At 63.2% G+C, this 23,469-nt stretch carries 22 protein-coding genes; 12 read left to right on the top strand and 10 right to left on the bottom strand.

Going from position 1 to position 23,469, the window contains the following annotated elements; all coding sequences use genetic code 11:
* Positions 1–340, top strand: a 340-nt coding sequence (locus tag HMPREF2537_RS12500) for an HNH endonuclease signature motif containing protein (RefSeq protein ID WP_148138143.1), incomplete at its 5' end; no start/stop codon positions are given.
* 255 nt (positions 341–595) lie between these two features.
* On the opposite strand, the gene HMPREF2537_RS08435 is transcribed toward HMPREF2537_RS12500, so the two are convergent.
* The 6 genes from HMPREF2537_RS08435 to HMPREF2537_RS08410 all read right to left on the bottom strand — a co-directional run bounded on the left by HMPREF2537_RS08435 (position 596) and on the right by HMPREF2537_RS08410 (position 7,702).
* Entirely contained in the window at positions 596–2,308 is a 1,713-nt protein-coding gene (locus tag HMPREF2537_RS08435; protein ID WP_070527762.1) for a dipeptide ABC transporter ATP-binding protein, read from the bottom strand.
* Positions 2,308–3,267, bottom strand: a complete 960-nt coding sequence (locus HMPREF2537_RS08430; protein ID WP_070527758.1) for an ABC transporter permease — start codon at positions 3,265–3,267, stop codon at positions 2,308–2,310. Before HMPREF2537_RS08430 ends, HMPREF2537_RS08435 begins: the two co-directional genes overlap by 1 nt.
* Entirely contained in the window at positions 3,260–4,186 is a 927-nt protein-coding gene (locus HMPREF2537_RS08425; protein ID WP_010189948.1) for an ABC transporter permease, read from the bottom strand. The genes HMPREF2537_RS08430 and HMPREF2537_RS08425 overlap by 8 nt, the downstream gene beginning before the upstream one ends.
* Positions 4,187–4,397: 211 nt before the next feature.
* A complete protein-coding gene (locus HMPREF2537_RS08420) occupies positions 4,398–5,993 on the bottom strand; it encodes a peptide ABC transporter substrate-binding protein (protein ID WP_070527755.1) in 1,596 nt (531 codons plus the stop codon).
* A gap of 222 nt (positions 5,994–6,215) precedes the next feature.
* Positions 6,216–7,118: an alpha/beta fold hydrolase gene (locus tag HMPREF2537_RS08415; protein WP_070527752.1), complete on the bottom strand. Its 903-nt coding sequence runs from the start codon at positions 7,116–7,118 to the stop codon at positions 6,216–6,218.
* A gap of 89 nt (positions 7,119–7,207) precedes the next feature.
* Positions 7,208–7,702, bottom strand: coding sequence for a phage holin family protein (locus tag HMPREF2537_RS08410; protein WP_070527749.1), 495 nt, complete (start codon positions 7,700–7,702; stop codon positions 7,208–7,210).
* 103 nt (positions 7,703–7,805) lie between these two features.
* Between HMPREF2537_RS08410 and HMPREF2537_RS08405 the strand changes: the two genes are divergently transcribed.
* Entirely contained in the window at positions 7,806–8,495 is a 690-nt protein-coding gene (locus HMPREF2537_RS08405) for an oxidoreductase (protein ID WP_070527746.1), read from the top strand.
* Here HMPREF2537_RS08405 and HMPREF2537_RS08400 read toward each other — a convergent pair.
* On the bottom strand, positions 8,492–9,307 hold the full coding sequence (locus HMPREF2537_RS08400) for an HAD family hydrolase (RefSeq protein WP_070527743.1): 816 nt from the start codon (positions 9,305–9,307) through the stop codon (positions 8,492–8,494). The genes HMPREF2537_RS08405 and HMPREF2537_RS08400 overlap by 4 nt on opposite strands.
* A 331-nt stretch (positions 9,308–9,638) precedes the next feature.
* On the opposite strand from HMPREF2537_RS08400, the gene HMPREF2537_RS12495 reads away from it, so the two are divergent.
* The 8 genes from HMPREF2537_RS12495 (at position 9,639) to HMPREF2537_RS08360 (ending at position 15,170) form a co-directional block, all read left to right on the top strand.
* Positions 9,639–10,439, top strand: coding sequence for a DUF3800 domain-containing protein (locus HMPREF2537_RS12495; protein ID WP_141761414.1), 801 nt, complete (start codon positions 9,639–9,641; stop codon positions 10,437–10,439).
* A gap of 334 nt (positions 10,440–10,773) precedes the next feature.
* On the top strand, positions 10,774–11,790 hold the full coding sequence (ssd, locus tag HMPREF2537_RS08390) for a septum site-determining protein Ssd (RefSeq protein ID WP_070527740.1): 1,017 nt from the start codon (positions 10,774–10,776) through the stop codon (positions 11,788–11,790).
* Entirely contained in the window at positions 11,787–12,923 is a 1,137-nt protein-coding gene (locus HMPREF2537_RS08385) for a TadA family conjugal transfer-associated ATPase (RefSeq protein WP_070527737.1), read from the top strand. The genes ssd and HMPREF2537_RS08385 overlap by 4 nt, the downstream gene beginning before the upstream one ends.
* Positions 12,920–13,669 carry a type II secretion system F family protein gene (locus HMPREF2537_RS08380; RefSeq protein WP_070527731.1) on the top strand — a complete coding sequence of 250 codons (750 nt, stop codon included), beginning with the start codon at positions 12,920–12,922 and terminating at the stop codon, positions 13,667–13,669. The genes HMPREF2537_RS08385 and HMPREF2537_RS08380 overlap by 4 nt, the downstream gene beginning before the upstream one ends.
* On the top strand, positions 13,669–14,226 hold the full coding sequence (locus HMPREF2537_RS08375) for a type II secretion system F family protein (RefSeq protein ID WP_070527728.1): 558 nt from the start codon (positions 13,669–13,671) through the stop codon (positions 14,224–14,226). Before HMPREF2537_RS08380 ends, HMPREF2537_RS08375 begins: the two co-directional genes overlap by 1 nt.
* Before the next feature lie 91 nt (positions 14,227–14,317).
* Positions 14,318–14,506 (top strand): DUF4244 domain-containing protein, encoded by a 189-nt coding sequence (locus tag HMPREF2537_RS08370; RefSeq protein WP_010189925.1) that lies wholly within the window; start codon positions 14,318–14,320, stop codon positions 14,504–14,506.
* Complete coding sequence (locus HMPREF2537_RS08365) at positions 14,506–14,829, top strand: hypothetical protein (protein WP_070527725.1); 324 nt, start codon at positions 14,506–14,508, stop codon at positions 14,827–14,829. The genes HMPREF2537_RS08370 and HMPREF2537_RS08365 overlap by 1 nt, the downstream gene beginning before the upstream one ends.
* Positions 14,826–15,170 (top strand): Rv3654c family TadE-like protein, encoded by a 345-nt coding sequence (locus HMPREF2537_RS08360; protein ID WP_070527722.1) that lies wholly within the window; start codon positions 14,826–14,828, stop codon positions 15,168–15,170. The genes HMPREF2537_RS08365 and HMPREF2537_RS08360 overlap by 4 nt, the downstream gene beginning before the upstream one ends.
* Here HMPREF2537_RS08360 and HMPREF2537_RS08355 read toward each other — a convergent pair.
* Positions 15,167–17,539 carry a DEAD/DEAH box helicase gene (locus HMPREF2537_RS08355; protein WP_070527719.1) on the bottom strand — a complete coding sequence of 791 codons (2,373 nt, stop codon included), beginning with the start codon at positions 17,537–17,539 and terminating at the stop codon, positions 15,167–15,169. The two genes, HMPREF2537_RS08360 and HMPREF2537_RS08355, sit on opposite strands and share 4 nt — an antisense overlap.
* 91 nt (positions 17,540–17,630) lie before the next feature.
* Here HMPREF2537_RS08355 and HMPREF2537_RS08350 point away from each other — a divergent pair, with 91 nt between their 5' ends.
* Positions 17,631–17,834 (top strand): cold-shock protein, encoded by a 204-nt coding sequence (locus tag HMPREF2537_RS08350; RefSeq protein ID WP_010189920.1) that lies wholly within the window; start codon positions 17,631–17,633, stop codon positions 17,832–17,834.
* Here the strand turns inward: HMPREF2537_RS08350 and HMPREF2537_RS08345 are convergent.
* Positions 17,831–18,424 (bottom strand): DedA family protein, encoded by a 594-nt coding sequence (locus tag HMPREF2537_RS08345; RefSeq protein ID WP_371591623.1) that lies wholly within the window; start codon positions 18,422–18,424, stop codon positions 17,831–17,833. The two genes, HMPREF2537_RS08350 and HMPREF2537_RS08345, sit on opposite strands and share 4 nt — an antisense overlap.
* Before the next feature lie 201 nt (positions 18,425–18,625).
* On the opposite strand from HMPREF2537_RS08345, the gene topA reads away from it, so the two are divergent.
* Complete coding sequence (topA, locus tag HMPREF2537_RS08340; protein WP_070527714.1) at positions 18,626–21,544, top strand: type I DNA topoisomerase; 2,919 nt, start codon at positions 18,626–18,628, stop codon at positions 21,542–21,544.
* A 544-nt stretch (positions 21,545–22,088) separates the two neighbouring features.
* Here the strand turns inward: topA and HMPREF2537_RS08335 are convergent.
* Positions 22,089–23,462 carry a DUF418 domain-containing protein gene (locus HMPREF2537_RS08335; protein ID WP_070527711.1) on the bottom strand — a complete coding sequence of 458 codons (1,374 nt, stop codon included), beginning with the start codon at positions 23,460–23,462 and terminating at the stop codon, positions 22,089–22,091.
* Positions 23,463–23,469 lie beyond the last annotated feature (7 nt).

Below are 23,469 nucleotides of genomic sequence, written 5' to 3'. Positions count from 1 at the left end.
ACGCCTCACCCTCCACGCCGAATCCCACACGTGTTCCAGGCCCGGGTGCAATAAACCAGCTGATTACTGCCAGGTGCATCACCTTATCCCCTGGCAGGCTGGTGGCTACACCAACATCAACAACCTGACCTTCCTATGTGCCTACCACAACGGTATTAACGACGATGACCCTTTAAGGCCTACCGGGCGTGGCTACATGTACCGACTCAACACCGGAGTCAGCTTCATCCCACCCTGGGGTGCGCCGATTACAGCAATGCCGGAATACCAAGAAGCAGTAGCCAGACTCGCCGCCGAACAAGCAGGACAACCACCAGACCCACCACCTGACAGCAGTTAGTGTCCCAAACACAGAGAGGACAGCGCCAACCACCGGCCCCGCCAACCGAAAGATGGTTGACGGGCATATCGGTGATCCCCGCGAACCGCAGCATGGTGCGCGGGGAAATCGGGGATCCTGGTAGCGATTCGCCTGCCGTCGGATGCAGTAGGAGCAACGGGACGCTTAGCCCTTAAAGAGCGAGCCCCCTTAAAGGCGAAACCCGCCAGCCGGATGAAGGCTGACGGGTTAGGCGGCGTGGGTGGTGCGTGTGAGCTAGTGGCCGGTGCCGATTTCCAGGTGCATACCCGGAACCGAGTTGATGAGGTTGCGGGTGTAGTCCTGCTGGGGGTTGTCGAAGATGTCGTCGGCGGTGCCCTGCTCGACGGCCTGGCCCTTCTTCATGACCACCACGTCGTCGGCTGTCTGGCGGACTACCGCGAGGTCGTGGGTAATGAAGAGGTAGGACAGGCTGAGCTCCGACTGCAGCTCCGCGAGGAGCTGGATGATCTGGTTCTGCACCAGCACGTCGAGGGCAGAGACGGCCTCATCGAGGACGATGACCTCCGGGCGCAGTGCCAGCGCGCGGGCAATGGCGATACGCTGGCGCTGGCCACCGGAGAGCTCGTTGGGGTAGCGGCGCATGGCGGAGCGGGGCATGGAGACCATGTCGAGAAGCTCGGCCACGCGGGCCTCACGTTCTTTGCGCGAGCCCACCTTGTGCAGCGCCATGGGTTCCTCGATGCACTTATAAATCGAGTACATCGGATCCAGCGAGCCATAAGGGTTCTGGAAAACCACCTGCATCTTGCGGCGGAGCTTGAAGAGTTCCTGCTTCGATAGCTTCGAGGTATCGCGGCCTTCGAATTCGATGGTGCCGGAGGTCGGCTCCAGCAGGCCCAACACCATGTTGGCCACCGTGGACTTGCCGGAGCCGGACTCACCCACCAGTGCCAGGGTGGTGCCGCGGCGGATGTCGAAGGAGACATCGTCGACAGCCTTGAGGAGCTTCTTGCCGCCGCGCTGGCCGCGGATATCGAATTCCTTGGTGAGGTTGCGCACCGAGATGACCGGGGCCTGAGCCGCGGAAGATGAACCTGCAGCGGTGGAGCCAGGCTCGACGGCGGCGCCGATCGCCTCACCCGACTTCAGCTCCTTGGCCTCCACACCAGCTTCCTTGGCCGCGCGGATGCGGGAGGAGGCGAGGGAGGGGGCGGCGTCGACAAGCCGGCGCGTGTAGGGGTGCTGCGGGGAGCGCAGAATCTCACGTGACGGGCCGGACTCGACGATGCGGCCGCGGTGCATCACGATGAGGTGCTCCGCGCGCTCGGCTGCCAGACCGAGGTCGTGGGTAATGAAGAGCACCGCGTTACCCAGCTCCTCGGTGAGGTGTTCCAGGTGAACCAGGATGGTCTTCTGCACCGTCACGTCGAGGGCGGAGGTGGGCTCGTCGGCGATGAGCAACTTCGGGCGTGCTGCCAGGCCGATCGCGATGAGCGCGCGCTGGCGCATACCACCAGAAAACTCGTGGGGGTACTGCTTGGCGCGCCGCTCGGCGTCGGGAAGCCCGGCTTCCTCCAGAAGCTCCACCACGCGTTCGTGACGCTTGGAGCCCTCCACCACGTGGTTGGCCTTGAGAGACTCCTCAACCTGCGTGCCGATGCGCCACACTGGGTTGAGGTTGGACATCGGATCCTGCGGGACCAAGCCAATCTTGTCACCGCGCAGCGATTCGAATTGCTTGTTGTTGTAGTGAGTGATGTCTTCGCCCTCAAAGAGGATCTGGCCGCCGGTGACCTTGCCGGTGCCCGGCAGCAGACCCAGGATGGACATCGCCGTGGTGGACTTACCGGAACCGGACTCGCCCACGATGGCCACGGACTGGCCCGGGTAAATGGACATGTTGACGCCACGCACTGCCTCAACCACGCCGGTGGACGTGGTGAAGGAGATGTGGACGTCCTTCATTTCAAGAAGTGGCTTAGTCATTAACGCTTCCTCGCCTTCGGATCGAGTGCATCGCGGACGACGTCACCCATCATGATGAAGCTCAACACGGTCAGGCCCAAAGCACCCGCCGGGTAGAACAGGACTGCCGGGGCAACACGCAGGGAAGCCTGCGCGTCGGAGATGTCTCCGCCCCAGGACACGAACGTCGGCGGCAAGCCGATGCCCAGGAAGGACAGGGTGGCCTCGGCGACGATGTAGGTGCCCAGCGCCACGGTGGCGTAGGAGATGATGGGCGCGGCCGCGTTCGGCAGAATGTGGCTGAACAAGATGCGCCAGCTCGACGCACCAATGGAGCGCGCGGATTGCACGAATTCCTCGTTCTTGATGGAAACCACCGCACCGCGCGTGATGCGGGCGATGGAGACCCAGCCGAAGAGGCCGAGCACCAAGACCACCGTGACGATGGTGCGGTGCTCCTTGAACATCTGCATGACCACGATGGCGGCGAGCACCAGCGGGATGGCGAAGAAGATGTCGGTGATGCGGGAGAGAACAGAGTCGATCCAGCCGCCGAAGAAGCCGGCGATAGCACCGATCATGGAACCAAGCACCACGACGAGCAGCGTGGTGAGGATGCCGACGGCTACCGACGCGCGCGCACCGTAGATCACGCGGGCGTAGATATCGCAGCCTTGGCGGTTGAAGCCGAAGGGGTGGCCTGGCTCGGCGGGGGCGAGGGACTTGGACAGCTCGCACAGGCGTGGGTCAGTGCTAGTAAAGAGACCCGGTGCGATGGCCAGGAGGACGGCCACGAGGATCATGACGGCGGCAACCCAGAACAGCGGGCGACGGCGCAGGTAGCGCCATGCCTCGCCCCACTGGGAGGAAGGCGCGGACTCGTCCTTGACGGCATCGACCGCGCCGAGACCCGTTTCATCGGTTTCCGAGACGAAGTGCTCTTGGCCCGGATAGGGAGTGGTTTTCTCGAAATTAGGCATAGCGGATCCTCGGATCAAGTACGGCGTACAGGAGGTCAACGAGCAGGTTGGCGATGATGTAGATGATCACCAATACCGTGGTGAAGGAGACGATTGTGGTCGGCTCACCACGCAGGATGGCCTGGTACATGGTGCCGCCGACGCCGTTGATGCCGAAGATGCCCTCGGTCACGATGGCGCCGGTCATGAGCGCACCGATGTCGGCGCCGATGAAGGTGGCCACGGGAATCAGCGAGTTGCGCAGCACGTGGCGGCGGGTCACTGCACCGTTGGAGAGGCCCTTGGCGCGGGCGGTGCGCACGTAGTCGGCGCGCAGGTTCTCCGCCACGGACTGGCGGGTCAGGCGGATGACGTAGGCCAGGGAGAGCGCACCGAGCACCATGGCGGGCATGAGGAGGGACTTCACGGTGGCGTTAGCGCCGACGGTAACCGGCAGGACGCCCCACTTAATGCCCACGAGGTACTGGAAGACGAAGCCGATAACGAAGGAGGGCACGGCGATGACGAGCAGGGAGATGACCAACACGGTGGAATCGAAGAAGCCACCGCGGCGCATGCCGGCGAAGACGCCGAAAAGGATGCCGAAGACGGATTCAAAGATGATGGCCATGACGGTGAGCTTCACGGTAACCGGGAAGGCGTTCGCCATCACCTGGGTCACGGGAACACCGGAGAAGGTCGTGCCGAAGTCCAACATGAAGATGCCCTTGATATAGAGCAGATACTGAATGATGAACGGCTTGTCGAGGTTGTATTCCGCCTCAATGCGGGCGCGGGCAGCCTCGGTAAGGCCGCGGTCACCGCCAAGGGCTTCGACAGGATCGCCGGGCATCAAGAAGACGAGCGCGTAGATGAGCAAGGTAGCTCCGAAGAACACCGGAATCATCTGGAGCACTCGGCGCCCGATATAGCGCAGCATAGTGTGGTCCTTTACTCGTTGTGGGGCAGGTGCTTGCCAGCGTTCTCCGGATTTCGGGACGCAGGTCAAAGCTTAGAAGAATTTTAATGTGTGATCCCACGCTTCGAGAAATCTATAGCGCGTTTCTAATCACACTTCGGGGGTGAAAACGTGGGGCGACCCCCGCTCCACAGAGGTTGCGGGGGTCGTGCGAAGTAGCTAGAGGCTGGCGTTACTTCTTGGTGATGTTGTAGTACACCGGCTGGGACTTCCAGGAGAAGACGACATTGTTGACGTTCTCGGAGTAGCCACCGGTGGCGTTGGAGTACCACAGCGGGATAGCCGGCAGATCCTTGAACAGGACTTCCTGGGCCTCGGTGTACTTCTTGATGGCGTCTTCCTCGGAAGAGGAGGTCAGGGCTTCGTCGAGAAGCTTGTCAAACTCCGGGTTGGTGTAGTCACCGTCGTTGGAGGAACCGTTGGTCCTGTACAGCGGGGAGAGGAAGTTAGCCTGGCTTGGGTAGTCTGCCTGCCAGCCGGTGCGGAAGGCGGACTTGATGGTGCGGTTGGTCACCTCATCGCGCAGGGACTTGAAGTCCGGGTACGGAGCGCCAACTGCCTCGATGCCGAGGGTGTTCTTGATGGAGTTGGTGGTTGCATCCACCCAGCTCTTGTGGCCGCCGTCGGAGTTGTAGGCAATCTCCAGGGTCGGGTTATCCCACTTGTTGAGCTTGTCAGCCTCAGCCCACAGCTCCTTGGCCTTCTCCGGGTCATACTTCAGGACCTCATTGCCCTTGATGTCCTCGGAGTAGCCCGGCATAACCGGGGAGGTGAAGTCCTTGGCCGGGGTGCGGGTGCCCTTGAAGATGGTGTCCGTGATCTCCTCGCGGTTGATGGCATAGGAGATGGCTTGGCGACGCAGCACGCCTTCCTCGCCGGAGTAGTGCTCGAGGTTCTCGCCCAAGGTGAAGGACTGGAAGATAGCAGTCGGCTGGTTCACTGCACGGTCGCCGAGGTCGGCGTCGTAGACATCGAAAGCGGAGTCCGGAACGGCGTCGAGAACGTCGAGGTTGCCCGAGAGCAGATCGGCGTAAGCGGCGTCCTGGGAGGCGTAGAAGACGAACTTGATGCCGTCATTCTGCGGGGTCTGGCCACCCTTGTACTCCTCATTCGGAACGACGGTGGCGTCCTGGTTGTGGTTCCACTCGGTCAGCTTGTACGGGCCGTTGCCAATCGGGTTCTGGCCGAAGGCATCCATGTCTTCCAGGGCCGACTCGTGCAGCGGGTAGAACGCGGAGTAGCCCAACTGTGCCGGGAAGTCCTGCTCCGGGCTGTTCAGGGCGATGGTGAAGGTGTGGTCGTCGACGACCTTGAGGCCCTCCATCTTTTCGACGCCTTCCTCGAAGCCCTTGATGTTGGCAAAGAAGGATGCGTTGAGCTGGTCGTTGGCCACGGCGTAGTTCCAGGCGTCCACGAAGTTATTGGCAGTGACCGGGGAGCCGTCGGAGAACGTGGATTCCTTGAGCTTGACGGTGAACTCAGTGTTGTCGTCATTCGGCTCGATGGATTCAGCCAGCTCGTTCTGGGCTTCGCCATCGCCGTCGTAGTAGACCAGGCCAGCGTAGATGGAATCGACAATGCGTCCGCCGCCGACTTCGTTGGTGTTGGCCGGGATTAGTGGGTTCTGCGGCTCGGAGCCGTTGACGGTGACGATGCCATCACCAGAGCCGGAAGCAGAGTCCGAACCGGAGTTGTCGCCACCACAGGCCGCGAGGGTGAGCGGCAGGGTAGCGACAGAGAGAGCAGCGAGTGTCTTCTTGAGCGTCATGTAGGGCTTAGACCTCCGTGGTGCGAAAGATGTAGAAAACCTGTGATGTTGGTTTTATATGAAGCTACCGCGTGGCTCGTCTCATATACAAGGAATTGAAAAATATGTCCTGTGATAAAAGCTATAGGGCGGTAGGTATTCTTTCTTAACCTGCGGTTTTGTCAACGAATTAAAAAAGTCCCCATCCCCCTGAGAGGGGTGGGGCACGGAGGGCGGTGAATGTTACCTATCTCGCAACCATTGGATGATGGTCTGAGTAAAACCATGCGGGTTCTCAAGATAGGGCAGGTTCTTGGACCCGGGGATAGTGGTGGCGGTGAAACCCGCGCGGCAGCGCCGCGCCGCCCGCCGCGCAACTGGCCGCCAGAGCATCTGATCGGCATGAATGAACAGCGTCGGGGATTGCACGGTGAGCTCGAGCCAGCTTAGCGGAACCACGGCGGTACGCAGTCGGTGGTTCCAGATGATTCCCCGGCGGACGTTTCCTATGCGTGACGACGTCACGCGCAGGCGCAGGGCCTCCTCGCGCTCGGCGCCGCTGAAGGATCCGAGGGCGTCGAGATCCATCTCCCGGAGGTACGTGGACTCTCTCAGTAGGAGGCTCGGGGCGCCAGTCTTTCCCAGTCGGCACAAGGCCGCGCGCAGGAGCACCCATCCGAAATCCCAGGGGCGCGCGGCGATGGCGCGGCGCAAATCTGCCGGGTGTGCCGCCGATACGGAGACCAGTCCGCGTACCCGTTCGGGCCGCTCGGTGGCCAGCGCCCATGCCACCGCACCGCCGGTATCCGTGCCGACCAGGTAGGCATCGTCGTGACCCAGTGCGCGGATGGCACCGCTGACATCACCAACCGCCACGCGGATATCTTGGCCGGGTTCGAGCGGCGGTTTATCGGACATGCCAAAGCCACGCATGTCGAGGGCGGCGACGTGGAATCCGGCGGCGGCAAGCGGGGCAATGACATTCCGGAAGTCGAACCACCCGCCGAAAGAACCATGGAGCAACAGCACCAGCGGGTCATCCGGGTCGCCAGCGGTGGCGGCGTGCAGGCGGATGCCGCGCGTGTGCAAGAACTCGTGCTCAAAGGGGCCGTCAAGCTCCACTACGGAGGGCGGTAGGGGATTCATAGGCGGGCCTTTCGTGGGAAGGGTGCGCAGACGAAATCCGCCCCGAACGCATGTGCTCGGGGCGGGAGAGTTAAAAGGACCTTAAAGGTTTAGGTGTACAGGCCACGCTCGATGGACTTTTCAGCCTTACCCGGAACCAGCTTCTTGAGTTCCTTCGTTGACTCGATGGTCTTCTCCGGGGCCTTGACCTGCTTGACCTGCTTGAATCCGATAAAGGCCACGACGGCGGCCAAGACAACCATAATGAGGAAGACAATCAGGAAGGCCGCCCAGCGGTCGAGCCATACGGCCAGCAGTTCCGCCAGGAAGAAGAAAAAGAAGAAGGAGCTATACAGCGCCACGGTGCCAGCCACACCGAACATGCCCGCGCCGATGCCACCCTTCTTGGCAGAAGCAGCGAGCTCGGTCTTAGCCAACTCGACCTCGGAGCGAACCAGCTGGGACATCTGCTCGGTGGCGTTGGATACGAGCTGGCCGATGGATGCTTCGCCACGGCGGGAGGTATCCGCATCGCTCAAGGGAATGCCGTCTACCTTCGGGGCGAACTTGTTGGACCCGTCAGTGAATAGTCCGTCGTTGCTCACGGTTTAATACTCCTACTGTTTGTCGCAATCTATATCGGCCATAGTAATGAACTTTCCAGAGTTCATGTGGTGCGGCCCGCAAAGTGGGTACGGCGTTATTGTAATGGGTATGCCGCATTCTGACCCGCTGACCCCGCTGATGGCCCTTTCTGGGGTGGAGGATAAAGCTGCTTCTGCCGTCGCAGCGATAGCGCGCGTGCACCGTCGGCCCGCGGGCTTGCGCAAGTTTGACGTTATTTCTTCCGAGTCGCTGTTGCGCGGCGCGCGGGCGGCCGCGGCGATCGACGGCGCGCCACTTGAGGCTGACGGTATCCCGCCCGCGGTTAGTGCTTATTCTTTGCTAGCTCCGGAAAAACAGGCGGCCACGGTGCGCACCTTCGCGCGCGCCCCGCTGCAGGTCTTGGCCAGCATCGATATTGCGGCGAGCGGCGTGGGGCATCCGGATCAGAATCCGGCGGTGGCGCAGGCACTGGCGCAGCTCATCACGCGCGGGGCCGGCGTAGACTTCGACCGTTTGTTGCCGGTGGTGGTGCACGCGGAGATTGCCGCGCGCTCGCTCTTCGGTGCGCGCAGCACCGCCGTGGCGCTCGTCGCCGCGCGCACCGCCGCCATCCATACCGGCTTCGATCCGCGGGGTTTCGCCGTGCCCGAGACCTTTCTTAACCGTCATCGCGCGGATTACCGCGCGGCACTGGACACCTATGGCCAGGATCCGGCGGCACTCATCACGCTGCTTCTCGACGCCTGGGAAGCCGGCGCCCGCGAAGCCGACGGCATCGCGCAAGCGGCTTAATCGCGCAGCTGCTGGCGTGCAAATAAAATTCCGCCGACCACTAAGGCTGCGATGCCGGCCACGACCGCCGAGCCGATACCGAATTCGCGGGCGCTGGGTGCGGTGAAGAGCGGAACGGGGTGTTTGAACGTGCGGATTTCCCAGTCGTGGGCGATGGCGTGCTTCTTCAACAGGCGGTCCGGGTTCACGGCAACGGGGTGGCCAACCTGCTCCAGCATCGGGATGTCTGTGGCGGAATCGGAATAGGCAAAGGACGCGTCGGGGTCGACGTTGAGCTCCTGAGCAATGCGCGCCAAGGCCTCGGCCTTCGCCGCACCTTTGCAATAAAACAGGATCTCCCCGGTGAACCGGCCGTCTTCCTCGGCAAGCTCGGTGGCCACGACGTGCTCGATGCCCAGTTCCTTTGCGATGGGCTTGACTAGCACGCTTGCCGACGCCGAGATGATCACCACCTCGTGGCCGGCGGCGCGGTGGGCGTCGATAAGCGCGCGTGCCTCCGCATAAATGGCGGGGGTGACCACAGTGTGCATGGTCTCTACCGCGATGTCGTGGACCTCCTGAACGGACCAGCCGGTGGCCATGGCGGCGAGCTGATCGCGGGTGGTGTCCATGTGCTCGCTGCTGTGGCCGGCGAGCATATAGCTGGCCTTGGCTAAAGACAGCTGGAGTGCCTCCGCATGCGTAATGAGCCCGTTGTGCATGAACTCGCGGCCGAAGGCATAGGCCGAGGATGTGGCAATGATCGTTTTGTCCAAGTCGAAAAACGCGGCCGCGCGGGTGGTGCCGTCGGTGGGGAAAGGGGTACCGGTCATCGAGGAAGGCCTGCCGTTAGTGTGCGAGTTACCCTGCTCATCGTAGCCTCTTAGCAGGAAGAATCGGGAGTGCGCAAACATATTGCCAGAAAACTCAAGGAATGTTGGATTTCGCTGTTGTCATCTCTTCTTTCGCATGTCATAATGTCAGGTGCAAGGCCCCGATATACAGTGCGGCCTGCCCCGGCGCACCCCCCGATGCCGGGTTACCGATGGCCCGCGCACACCCCCCCGAGGCGCGGGCCATCACCTTTTTCAAAAAACCGGGCTCGCCTGTGGCCATTGAGCTGAGACATATTTGATGTCCTAGCACGGCGATATACTCTCAGCTGTGACAAGCTATCAAGCACATTCTTCTTCTCACCAAAAGGGTTCAGGTCCTCCTCAGGTGAGTTTGCCGCTTGCTGCAGAAAGTGCCGTCTACTTTGTAGATGAAGCCGGAAGTAAAGGCACGTTGGGTAAGCATTTCGTTGTTGCGGCTGTGCGCACGAAGGATCCTGATTTCCTTTCGCGGGAGATTAAGGCATGTCGTGAGCGGAATAACTTCACAAAGGCTGACGAGATTAAGTTCTCGAAAGTTACTAAGCACTCTGAACCGATTTTGCTTGATATTTTTCGAGCAGCGATAAGCTCGGGGTGCACGTTCGGAGCTTTTGTTTTGGACAAGAGGCATTTCGATCCGTGGAGTAGTCGAGAACAGTGGCAAGGGCATTTGTTCGCGACAGATCGGCTGCTGCGGGGGCTGGTTACTCGTCGTGAAGTTGGGGTGGTGATGCTCGACCACATTGATGTCCCAGTAGGGGTTTCCTACGGAGACACACTAGTGAACTCTCTCAACAATCGATTTGGAAATAAGCGGTTTGCAACGGCCGTTAGTCTGGATTCTCGGACTTGTCCGGCACTACAGGTGGCAGATCTGCTTGCTAGTTCGGTTTTCCATGCGCGAAAAAAGATCGAAGACGTGGGGTTGGAGGCTTTCTTGGAAGATCGTTCGCCAAAGGCCCGGCTTTCGAAGGGTATTGCGGCCGCATTAGGCGAGAGTCATTTTGGTGACTGCCGTACACCACTTTTGAAGATTGAGACAAGCCATGAGAGGTCATTGACAGAATTGAAGCGCCAACGATACTCTTAGGTGAGGCGCTGAACGCCATAGCCGCAGGCTAAAAGCAAGCGCCCCTCGGGCCTAGTCTCAGACTTACTACCCGAGTTTTATGGCTAACCAAGCCATTCTTTACCGCACTTATTGCGATACCCTCGAGCGTGGCTCGGGGGTATTTGCTTTTGACCCTTAACCCGATTCTGAGGATTGTGGAAGCACGGTTTCCTGTGAGTTTTGGTACGTGAGCCCCGGTAATTTTGTTCAAGCGTCAGCAAAATAGGGGCGAAAGACGCCACAATGGCGAAGTTATCCACAGGTGGTGAGGAAGCCCTAGCGCGCGGTTGGTGCGCTCGCGCATGCTTCAGGCATGAGCACGTTTCACCTAGTTATCGCTGTTGGGGATTCCACGCTGCGAGCAGAGGCGGCATCCGCGGCAGCCGCCAGTACTGCGGAAGTGAGCACCGTGGAGGACCCACGGGACTTCTCCCGGCACCTGCCCAAGGCGGATGCCGTCTTGGCTGATTCGCTGACGGCTCGTCTCGTGGCGGGGCATCCGAGGGTGTATTTCTTGGCGCTGGATCCGGGGCCCATCGATTATGAGGCTGCGCTGTGCTGCCGCGCGACTGCCGCCTTCATTGTGCCCGCCCAATCGAAAGAGCTCCTGGGCGCACTAGCAGCAGACGCCACTCCGGAGACCACCGTGTCTACCGGCTTAACCCTGGCGGTGACCGGCTCCGCCGGAGGTTTGGGTGCATCAACGGTGGCGGTGGCGCTGGCCCGCGAGGCGGGCGCGGATCTCCTCGTTGATGCGAGCCCTTATTCCGGCGGCCTCGATTTGCTCACCGGAATTGAGAACAAGCCCGGCGCGCGGTGGCCGGATCTTGCCGCGGGGACTGGTTCGGTTGATGCAGCAGACCTTGTCCGTGCTTTGCCCGCCACCCCGGATGGCATCGCGGTTCTCTCGGCTGCGAGGTCATCCAGCGTAGAGGTGGTTCAGATGAGTAGCGCCAGGCGCGCGGCCATTATGCAAGCTGCGTGTTTATACCCGGGGACCGTGGTGGTGGATTGCCCGCCGTGGGATATCCCCGATGCGGCGGATCACGTGGTGGTGCTTACTGCCGCTGAGGTGCGGGCGGCCGCTGCCTGCGCGCAGCTAGTAGCTGAACTTCGCGCCCGGCCGCAGGAGTGCTCCGTCGTCGTGCGCAACCGCCAGTGGGCGGGCCTGGATGCCAGCGATATTGCCACGGTGACTCACGCGGATCCCATCGCTGAGTTGCCCACCATCCGTGGCCTGACGCGCACGGTAGAAACCAGTGGGCTGCCGAGCCAGCTGCCCCGGGCCCTTGCGCGTGCCGCGCGCCAGATGTGGGAGGCCGTGGCATGAACCTGATCGATACGATGCGCACCATCGTGGCCTCCGAGCCACAGCTGGCCCACGACGCCCCTGCTTTGGCGCGGCGCATTCGCCAGGAGGCTGGAGTCATCAGCGATGTCGATGTGCTCGACCTTCTGCAGCGCCTGCGCCACGATTCCGTGGGCTTGGGATTATTGGAGCCGGTCCTGTCGCTGCCGGGGCTGACCGATGTCGTTGTCAATGGCCCCGATTCCTGTTTCGTCGATTGCGGGCAGGGTTTGCAGCCGCGCGATATTGGCTTTGCCGACGACACCGAGGTTCGCCAACTGGCCACCCGGCTGGCTGCGGTGGCGGGCGTGCGGTTGGATGATGCGCAACCTTTTGCCGATGGGCGCCTGACCCGCCCCGACGGAACGAGGATTCGCCTCCACGCGCTGCTTGCTCCTCCCTCGGCAAGCGGAACCTGCATCAGCCTTCGTGTGTTGCGTCAGGCCCAAACCAGCCTGGAGGAACTGATAGCTAGTGGCAGCATTGATTCCAGCCTGGAGCACGTCCTGCGCGCCGTGGTTGAGCGGCGGGCGTCCTTCCTGGTTACGGGAGGGACAGGCTCAGGAAAGACGACGTTGCTCGCAGCCTTGCTGGGGTGCGTGCCCGCTACCGAACGCTTGCTCATCATCGAGGACACCCCGGAGCTTTCGCCTAATCACCCGCACGTTGTGACCCTGGTATCGCGCCGGGCCAACGCGGAAGGGCGCGGCGAGATCTCCATGTCGCTCCTGCTCCGCCAAGCGCTACGCATGCGCCCGGACCGCATCGTCGTTGGCGAAATCCGCGGCGCGGAGGTCGTGGAACTGCTTGCCGCGCTCAACACCGGGCACGATGGTGGTGCGGGCACCGTGCACGCAAACTCTGTTGATGAAGTGCCCGCCCGCATGGAGGCCCTCGCCGCTCTCGGCGGACTCGACCGCGTAGCACTGCATTCGCAGCTGGCGGCCGCCGTGCACGTGGTCCTCGGGATGGAGCGCACGCCGGAGGGGCGTCGGCTAGCGCACCTCGGCGTGCTGGAGGGAAACCCGGTTACACCGCAGCTGGTGTGGACGGCCGAAGACGGTCCGCTTCCCGGGTTTGCGCAGCTGTGTTCGCGGCTGGGGGTGGAACCATGATGTGGCTATTCCTCGCGGCGGCGTGTTTGCTCTCGCAGCCGCCTTCGGTGACGCGGCTGGAATCGCCGAAGCCTCGCTCGTTGGCACCCGCGGCTGTCTTTCTCGGGGTCGGGTGCTGTGTCTTCTTCGGCAGGCCCACTGTCGTGGTGGCGGTGGGCTGCATTGTGGTTTGTGCGCTGTGGTTTGCCAATGACCTGGCGGCGTCCCGGCGCGAGCGCCGTGGCGCGGAGGCGCTCGCCTCCTACTTCGGTTCTGTTGCCGCCGAGCTGCGGGCGGGATCGACAACGGCGGGCGCGCTTCGCCGGGGCGCCGACGCTCTTCCAGACTCCACCCCGGAGAACCTCCGCGCCGCGTTGATCACGGCTGCGGGTCTCGCGGCACAAGGAGGTTCGCCTGCGGTTGCTCTCAATGCACCGGAGGTTGCCCGCTATGCAGCGCTGCTCACGCTCTCGGGACGCCATGGCGTGGCGTTGGCGAACCTCATCGAGCAGGCTCAAAGTCAGCTGGATACCGCGCGCCGCCATGCCGGTGAGACCGCGGCCTCCTTGCAAGGGCCACAGGCCACCGCGGTCATCCTGGCGTCCCTGCCGCTGGCGGGCATCCTTATGGGTGGGGCGATGGGCGCGGATTCCTTGGGGTTCTTGCTCGGCGGTGGCCTTGGGGGCGTGCTTCTCGACATCGGCGTGGCCCTCGTCTGCGCCGGCTTTGCTTGGTCGCGTCTCATTCTGCGAAGGGCGGCGCAGTGATGGTCTTGACGTATATCTCCGCTGCATTCATGGCTGCGGCATTCGCTGTTACCTCTGCTGCACCGTCTGGACGAATAGCCCAGTCTGGCTCACGCACACCGCGTCCGAAGACGCCGCGTGATGGTCCCGAAACGGACTATAGTCCGCTCGATGCTGCCAGCGACCTGGAGCTCTTCGCCGCGTGCCTGGAGGCCGGTCTCTCCACGCGCAGTGCCGTGCTAGCTGTCGCCGAAGCCTCGCCGCAGTGGTCGGAGGCGGCCGCTCTCATCGGGGTGGGGGTGCCCATGAGTTCGGCATGGTCGGCGCTGGCCAGTCAACCGCATTTGGAAGAACTAGTGCGGCTTACGCAGCTGTCTGGCGAATCGGGTGCGGCTATGGCTACGGGGTGCCACCGGTTGGTGGCGCAGCTGCGTGCCGAAGCCTCGGCGCAAGCTACCGCGCAGGCGGAGCGCGCTGGCGTGTTCATTGCAGCACCGCTAGCGGTGTGTTTCCTTCCCGCATTCCTGGTCCTTGGGTTGATACCTGTCCTTATCAGCTTGGGCCAGCAACTCTTCTAGGGCAGTTCATTCCAATAACCGCTTAACTAACCACTCACCAACTCAGTACACGCAACCTTCATAAACACAAGAAAAGAAAGCTAGGTATATCATGCAGAAAAAGGTAAACTACCAGTCACTATTAGCGAATGATGATGGTATGTCCACGATTGAGTACGCCATGGGTTCGCTCGCGGCCGCGGCGCTTGCTGCGGTGCTCTATGCCGTGGTCAACGGTGGCGAAGTCACCAGCGCCATTACCTCCATCATCACCGACGCCCTGTCCAACACCCCAGGCTAATGCGCGCGCTTGATGACGCCGGCTCCGTCACCATCGAGGCGGCATTGTCACTGTCCGCGCTCGTCATCGTTGCTGTGGGAATCGTGGGTGGCATCGCCACGTTGTCGGCTCACCTCGCTGCCGTTGATGCTGCGGGCGCTGCGGCTCGCTCTGCTGCCATCGGTGTGGACTTTCAGCGCGATGGAGTGACGGTCAGCTTAAGCGAAGGCTCCGGGCTTATGACCGCTGAGGCCGCCGTGCCGGCACCGCTGGGGACCATGCGCGCGCAGGCGGTGTTTCCCGCGGAGATGGCAGCCGGTGGGAACAACGGGGCGCAGCCATGAGGCGTCGTCGGCGCAGCTGGGGAAGGATCCTGGCGGGGGAGGAGGGCTATGCCACCGTCGTCACCGCCGGGATCATCGCTGCAGTGGCGTCTCTGTTGTTGGCAGTCGCGGCAGTTGCTTCGCTCGTTGTGGCGCGGCACGAAGCGCAGGTGGCGGCGGACCTCGCCGCGGTGGCCGGTGCGTGGGAGGTGGCCAAGGGCAGGGACGCCTGCACGAAGGCCACAGAGATCGCCGCGCTCAACGGCGCGGAACTCGGCTCCTGCGACATCGATGGGCGCGACGTTGAGGTCACTGCCCGGCTGCGCGGGCGCAGCGCCGTTGCCCGCGCCGGTCCGGTCTAAGAGGTCATGGTGACCAGTGCGCCGAGGAGGGCCACAGCGCCTGCCTTGTCCAGAGGGTTGTTGCCGTTGCCGCACTTGGGGGATTGCACGCACGACGGGCAGCCGGATTCGCAAGGGCAGGAGCGCACGGCCTCGAAGGTGGCTTTGATCCACTCGGGGAAGCGCCGGAAACCTTCCTCGGCGAAGCCAGCACCGCCGGGGTGGCCGTCGTAGACGAAGACCGTGGGCAAGCCCGTATCGGCGTGCTGCGCGGTGGACACGCCACCGATATCCCAGCGGTCGCAGGTGGCAATGAGCGGCAGCAACCCAATGGCAGCGTGTTCAGCTGCATGGAGGGTGCCCGGGGTGCGCCCGGCGGTGACTCCCATCGCTGCGAGTGCCAGCGGATCGATGGTGTAGGCCACCGCCCGGGTCACCAAGCGCTGCTCCGGCAGGTCAAGGGGGATATCCTCGCCCACGGAGCCATCGGGAAGCCGCACCTGGTAGCCGGTGACCTTGTCGGTCACCTCCACCTCCAGGCTGGCCACCCACAGTCCGGGGGCGTAGTTCACTAGGTCATCGGCCTCGCTCAGGATGCGGATATCCGTCGTGGACTTCGGCTGCGTGGTGTAGTCCGGGGCCTTTGGCACGGCGAGGGCCACGCCCGGCTCGGCGGACGCCGAACCATCGCCTCCGCCGAGGTGAAGTTCCTCGATGACGAAGCTCTCGCCACGGTGCAGATACACCGCGCCGGGATGCACCTGGCTCACCGCGCGGGCGGAATCGATGGTGCCCAGCAAGCGGCCATCGGAGGAATCCACAATCATGACCTCCTCGCCCGAGCCACCCCGCAGCGAGACGGCCGTGTGAGCGGTCTCCGGGGTGAGCTCGCTGGAGCCAGCCGGCAGGGGAGCGGCGAACCAACCCTGCGGGCGTCGGCGCAGCAAGCCTTGCTGGGCTAGGTCGTGGACCACGGATTCGGCGCGGAAGGCGGCCACGTCGGCGTCGCTTAGCGGCTTCTCCACCGCCGCGCAGTACACGTGCCCGCCCAGGATGTAGGGGTTGGCGGGGTTGAACACACTGGCCTCCACCGGCCGGCCTAACAGCGCTTCCGGGTGGTGAACCAGGTAGGTGTCCATCGGTTCATCGCGGGCCACCAGCACCACCAGCGAGCCCTGGCCGCGGCGGCCCGCGCGCCCGGCCTGCTGCCAGAAGCTAGCAACCGTGCCCGGGAACCCAGCAGTGACTACGGCATCGAGCCCGCCGACGTCGATGCCCAGCTCCAAAGCTGAGGTGGTGGCCACGCCGAGCAAGGAGCCATCGTCCAGCGCCTGTTCCAGCGCGCGACGGTCTTCGGCCAAATACCCCGCGCGGTAGGCGGCAATCCGGCGCGCGAAATCCGGCCGGCCCAGCCTCCCGGAGAGCTCTTCTGCTGCCCGCAGCGCGGTGGTCTCTGCCGCGCGCCGCGAGCGCACAAAGGTCAACGTTCGAGCGCCCTGCGCCACGAGCGCGGCCATCATCCAGGCCGCCTCCGTTGTGGCGGCGCGGCGCACAGGAGCACCATTCTGGCCCTCAATACCCTCCATGAAGCCCGGCTCCCACAGCGCGACTGTCCGCGCACCCGTCGGCGCGCCGTCCTCGGTCACCGCGAGCACTTCGCGCCCCGTCAGCCGCGCGGCATGCCGGGCGGGATCCCGCATGGTCGCCGAAGCCGCAATCACCACCGGCCGCGAGCCATAGTGCTCGCACAGCCGCAGCAAACGCCGCATCACCAGAGCCACGTTCGCCCCGAAAACCCCGCGGTAGGCATGCGCCTCATCAATCACGATGAACTTCAAATGCCGCAGCACCCGCGCCCACCGCTGATGCGCGCCCAGCAGAGAAGAATGAATCATGTCCGGGTTGGAAAAGATGAACCGCGCCTGATCGCGGATGCCGGCACGGGCTTCGGTGGGGGTATCACCGTCGTAAGGGGCGGGGTGGACGTCGTGAAGCGCGGCGATGCTCTGCGTGAGCTCGAGCACCGTGCGCAGCTGGTCCGACCCCAGCGCCTTCGTTGGCGTGATGTAGAGCGCGCACGCGGTCGGGTCCTGCGCCAGACGGGACAGAATGGGCAAACGGTAACCCAAGGACTTTCCGGAACTCGTGCCGGTGGAGACCACCACATCGCGCCCCTCCCACGCCGCCTGTGCCACAGCGACCTGGTGGGCATAGAGCTTGGCGACGCCTCGCTCCTCCAGCGCCGCCCGCAACTCCGGCAGGACCCACTCGGGCCACTCGGCATAGCGCGCGGGCTGGGCGGGCAGGGTGGTGGAGTGCGTTAGCTCGGATTCGGGGAAACGCTCAACAAGGTGCTCGACGAGCTCCTCACCCAGAGGGTTCTCACTCACGCTTGCCTCCACTAATCTGCTGTAGGTGCCCAAACGTGGCACACTGGTGCACTAGTTTGCACTACTTTATTCCCACAAAGGACAACTCATCATGGCATACGGTACCGTCAAGTTCTTCAACGCCGAAAAAGGTTATGGCTTCATTGAGCAGGAGGACGGCTCCGGCGATATCTTCGTGCACTACACCGAAATCCAAGGAACGGGCTTCCGTACCCTCGAAGATAACCAGCGCGTCTCCTTTGAGATTGGGGAAGACGCTAAAGGCCAGCAGGCCACCAACGTCGAGGTGGTTTAGGGGGATTCGGCATAGCCGCGCCGGGTATCCCACCATTCCAGCAGCTTATTCTGCCCTTTTTGCAGGCCGAAGCCGATGATGACGGCGGCGATGATGGAAATGAGCATGGCTATCGCAGGCGAGCCGGAGAAGGCCACACCGCCGAGATAACCAATGGCTAGCGCCTGTGCCACCCACAACAGGACACCGAAGGTGTCGAAAAAGAAAAATAGCGGCCAGGGGTAGCGCATGGAGCCCAGGAGAATCGTCATAAACAGCCGGGCCGAGGGGATGAAACGCGCAATGATGATCGCCGCGCCGCCGCTGCGCCGAATATTGCGCTTGACCCACGTCAGAGCCTCATAAGCCTTCGTGCCTTTCTGGGCTCTATTAATAAGGCCAATGAGCCGCGTTCCCAAAAGGAAGCACAAGTTATCCCCCAAAATTGCGGCAACCATGGCGACAAAAAACATGGTGGGAAGGTGGGGGAACCCTTGGGAGCCAGACCAGGCACCCACCATGTTGAGGGGAACCTCCGAAGGCAAAACGGGGAAGAAGCAGTCGAGGAAAATCAGCGAACCCACCAGCGGATAAATCCACTGTGTGGCCATGATGACCTCGAACCATGCAGTAATAGACGCAATCACGCTGTCTCCCGGTTGTGTACTGTGAGGCGAATCCTCGGACGGCCAGTATAGACCCCCGGTTGTGTGGACGTGTACTGGCCTGAATAACTAGAGTGAACCTCTATCTGTGTACTCTAGGGGCAATTGCCCAGCAGAGGACTAGCCATCGGAAGGGATGAAGTCGAAGTGGCAGAAGCTACCGGCCCGGGGAAGACCCTGGTCATCGTCGAGTCAGCAACCAAGGCGAAGAAGATTCAGCCTTACCTCGGCGATAAGTACATTGTTGAGGCCTCCGTCGGCCACATCCGGGACCTTCCCCGCGGCGCCGCCGACGTCCCCGCCAAATATAAGAAGGAATCCTGGGCACGCCTCGGTGTTAACCCGGAGGATAACTTCACCCCGCTGTACGTCATCAGCCAGGACAAAAAGAAGAAGGTCGCGGACCTCAAGGCCAAGCTGAAGCAGTGCGATCAGCTCTACCTTGCAACAGACCCCGACCGCGAGGGCGAGGCCATTGCCTGGCACCTGCTGGAAGTACTCAAGCCCAAGGTGCCGGTGCGTCGCATGGTCTTCAACGAGATCACCAAGTCCGCCATCCTGGAGGCCGCGGAAAACACCCGTGAGCTCGATGAAAACCTCATCGACGCCCAGGAAACCCGCCGCATCCTGGACCGTCTCTATGGCTACGAGGTCTCCCCGGTGCTGTGGAAGAAGGTCATGCCGCGCCTGTCGGCTGGCCGCGTGCAGTCGGTAGCTACCCGCGTCATCGTCGAGCGCGAGCGCGAGCGCATGGCGTTCATCCCCGCCGAGTACTGGGATCTCACGGCAACGCTGAAGTCCACGCCGGACTTCGACGCGCGCCTGAGCGCCCTCGACGGCAAGCGCGTGGCCGCGGGCCGCGACTTCAACGATAAGGGTCAGTTGAAGAGCGACGAGGTGGTCGTCGTCAAGCAGGCCCAGGCGGAGCAGCTGGCCAGCGCGCTGGAAGGCTCCACCATGACCGTGGCTAGTGTCGAGCACAAGCCTTATTCGCGCAAGCCTTCCGCGCCGTTTATGACGTCGACTCTGCAGCAGGAGGCCGGCCGCCGCCTGCACTACACCTCGGAGCGCACGATGCGCATTGCGCAGCGCCTCTACGAGAACGGTCACATCACCTATATGCGTACCGACTCGACTTCCCTGTCCAAGCAGGGGCTGGACGCTGCCCGTGAGGCTGCCTCCTCCATCTTTGGCGCTGAGTTCGTCTCAGATGGGCCGCGCCGGTATGACCGCAAGGTGAAGAACTCCCAGGAGGCTCACGAGGCCATCCGTCCCGCCGGCGAGCGTTTTGCCACCCCGGGCCAGCTGGCCGGGCAGCTCGACGCCGAGGAGTACAAGCTCTACGAGCTGATTTGGAAGCGCACCGTGGCCTGCCAGATGGCCGATGCCAAGGGAACCTCGATGAAGGTGACCGCGGCCGTCAACGCCGGCGGCCACGACGCCGACTTTTCCGCGACCGGCCGCACCATTACCTTCCCGGGCTTTCTCAAGGCCTACGAGGACGTGGCGGCGAAGGACTCGAAGGGAGAGTCCCGCCTGCCGCACCTCAACGAGGGCGACACGCTGACGACGTCCGCGGTTACTGCCGACGGCCACTCCACCAACCCGCCGGCGCGCTATACCGAGGCCAGCTTGGTCAAGAAGATGGAAGACCTGGGCATTGGGCGCCCGTCGACGTACGCCTCCATCATCAAGACCATCCAGGACCGCGGTTACGTGCTCTCCCGCGGCAACGCCCTGGTGCCCTCGTGGGTTGCCTTCGCAGTGGTAGGCCTGCTGGAGAATAACTTCACCGAGCTGGTGGATTATGACTTCACCTCCTCCATGGAGGATGAGCTCGATGCCATTGCCGCCGGTTCGGAGAACGGCACGGATTGGCTGAATAACTTCTACTTCGGCAATACTGAGGCCGGCGAGCGTAAGGCTGCGTCCATCGCTCGCCACGGCGGCCTGAAGTCCCTGGTGGACATCAACCTGGAGGCCATCGATGCCCGCCAGGTCAACTCCCTGCGCCTGTACACCGACGCGGAAGGCCGCGATGTCTTCGTGCGCGTGGGCCGCTATGGGCCGTATATCGAGCGCGCCGTGGGCACCAACGAGGACGGCACGGTGGAGTACCAGCGCGCCAACCTCTCGGAGACCGTCACCCCGGATGAGCTCAATGAGGCCCTAGCGGAGAAGCTCTTTGCCACCCCGCAGGGCGGGCGCGAGCTGGGCCAGAACCCGGAGAATGGACGCACCATCGTGGCCAAGGAGGGCCGCTTCGGCCCGTACGTGACCGAGCAGGTGCGTGATGACGAGCGCGAGAAGGCCGAGGCCGAAGCCGAGGAGATCGTCAAGGAAGAGCGCGCCGCGGAGGACGCCCAGCGCGCGGCCGAGGGTAAGCGCGCCAAGAACTGGGAGACCAAGACCGCGGCGAAGCAGAAGGAAAAGCGCATTGCCGAGTACGTCGAAGAGAAGCTGAAGCCGGGCACAGCCTCGCTCTTTGCTTCGATGGAGCCGTCCAGCGTCACGCTGGAGGAAGCACTGAAGCTGCTGAGCCTGCCGCGTGAGGTGGGCGTGGACCCCTCGGACGGCGAGGTCATTACCGCGCAGAACGGCCGCTATGGCCCGTACCTGAAGAAGGGCAAGGATTCCCGTTCCTTGGCCAAGGAGGAGCAGATCTTCTCCATCACCTTGGATGAGGCGCGCCGCATCTACGCGGAGCCGAAGCGCCGTGGCCGCGCGGTTGCACAGCCGCCGATTAAGCAGCTGGGTGATAACGATGTTTCCGGCAAGCCGATGACGGTCAAGGACGGCCGCTTTGGCCCGTACGTCACCGACGGCACCACGAATGCCTCGCTGCGCCGTGGCGACGATCCGGAGCAGCTTACCGACGCCCGCGCGAACGAGCTCCTCTCCGAGCGCCGCGCCAAGGACGCCGCGAACGGTGGGGCGAAGAAGTCGACGAAGAAGAGTACTAAGAAGTCGACCAAGAAGGCCACGAAGAAGTCGACCAGGAAGGCGACGAAGAAGCCTTCGCCGGGCACCAAGAACGTGGTCAAGGCCGGATCGCGCAGGAAGTAGCAGGATATGAAGACCAGCTTCGCCCGCGACATGCTGGCTCGCACGCAGGAGGGCACTGAGGCTCTCCTGCGTGCGGTGGGCCCGGCCTTTACTGGCCGCGATCACTTCACCCTCGGCGCGCTCGCTGTGGGGGAGACTGCTGTCTGGTCACGCCTGTTTAACTGGCGCACGCTCGGCACGGCCACGACGGCCGCTGTACCCGTGCTGCTGGCCCTGCGCCCGGATTGCGCACCGGAAACCCGCGTGGGGCTTATCGCCGCTTCGCTGGGCCAAGCCGCCAAGCGCGGTGCACCAACGACGTTCGGCGTAACCTGCGTGAGCGTGCAATACGCTTCCTTCGCATGGGCGCTGCGCGGCGCGCGCAATGATGCGGTGGGCTGGGGCCTGCGCGCCGGCGCGTGGGCCGCGGGCCTTGCGCTTTCGCGCGCCCGAGGCGAGCGTTTCGCCACGGCTATCGCCGGAATCCCGGCGGCTGCGCTCTCCGCGCTAGCCGGTGACCCAGCCCTGCGTGCTGCCGAATCTACGCAGGGCCTGAGCCACGGCGCTAACCTGCTTCTGGCCTCTGAGGCGCTGACGGTCCTGAACCCGGCTGAGCAGCGCCAGGATGCGGGTCTGCGTGGCCGAGTCCTGGATGCGGCGCAGTCGGCGGCCCAGACGGTAGGCCTGGTGCTGCTGGTGGATGGCCTGGCACGGAAGAGCCGCGGTTAGGCGCAGCACCTAATTCCGGGCGCATCGTCTTGCCATAGGACAGCCGGCGGTGCACCCACTCGAAGGGTCCGGGCTTGCCTGCGGCCTCGAGCGCGCAGGTAATGAGAAGCGTTGCCAGCCACACGCCGGCGGCCAGAGCTGCCTGGCCTGTGGCGCTGAACTCCGGCCCAATGTTGAGGGTGAAGGGGTAAACCAGCGCCAGGAAGAACACGGACTGCAGCACGTAGCCGGTCATGGAACGCTTGCCCAACGCAATCAGCGGCCACAGGAACCACGGGCGCGCGCCGCGGCGCTGCAGGGGTTCTAGGGCAAGTGTCGCCGCCGCCACGATGCCCGGCCCGGTGAGCATACCGATGCAGCTATTCGCCGCGTTGAGAGGATCTGCCAGCGCTGGGTCCAGCACCCCAATCGTCGCCAAGCCCCAGGGTAGCCCGAGGAAGAGGATGATGGCTAGGGCCACCAGGGTCCACGCCCACAGCTCGCGCCGATGACCCCCGGCTAAGGTTCCGCGGCGCGCCCACACGAAGCCCACAAGCATGACCGGAAGAACCATGGCGCCGGTTAGGGGGATGGACATCAGTTGGGCGCCGACCATGATGGCCTGCTCACCCAGCAGCTCCCAATAGGACTCGGCGGCGCTAAAACCGCTGAAATCGAAATCTGAGGTATCAATGAACGCGGCCCCAATACCCATTCCGATGCCCGACACAACCAGCAGCGCACAAAGCCCATAGGCCACGCGCATGAGGAGCTTGTCGGTGAAAGAAAGCAGCAGCGCGATGAGCATGCCCATCGCGCCGTAGAGCAGCATAATGTCGCCGGAAAAGAGGAAGAGGCAGTGCAGGACACCAAACAGGGCCAAGAACCCGTAGCGCTTAGCCAACACGGCCTGCGCGCGCCGCAGTGGGAAGCCGCGGCGCCACAAGCTCATCGCGATAAGCCCCACGCCAAAGCCGAGAAGCGTGGAGAACATCGGCAGGCCGCGCACATGCACGAACATGGCGGAAAAGACCACGTAGATCTTGTCCGCGAGGGTCTCGACGCCGCCGAAATAGGCATCGGGGCCATCGCCGTCGTTCATAATCCACGCGGTGCAGACGTTTGCCAGCGCAATGCCCAGCAGGGCCATGCCGCGGGCGACATCGGGGACGAGGAGGCGAGGACTCGAAGTCCGGCGTGGCGGATGGTGCTGATGTGGCTGTTGGAGCATGGCCCCG

The organism is Corynebacterium sp. HMSC074E01, from assembly GCF_001808885.1.
Taxonomy (GTDB): domain Bacteria; phylum Actinomycetota; class Actinomycetes; order Mycobacteriales; family Mycobacteriaceae; genus Corynebacterium.
Note: the sequence above shows the minus strand (reverse complement) of the source record. Positions and strands in the feature narration are given on the sequence as shown.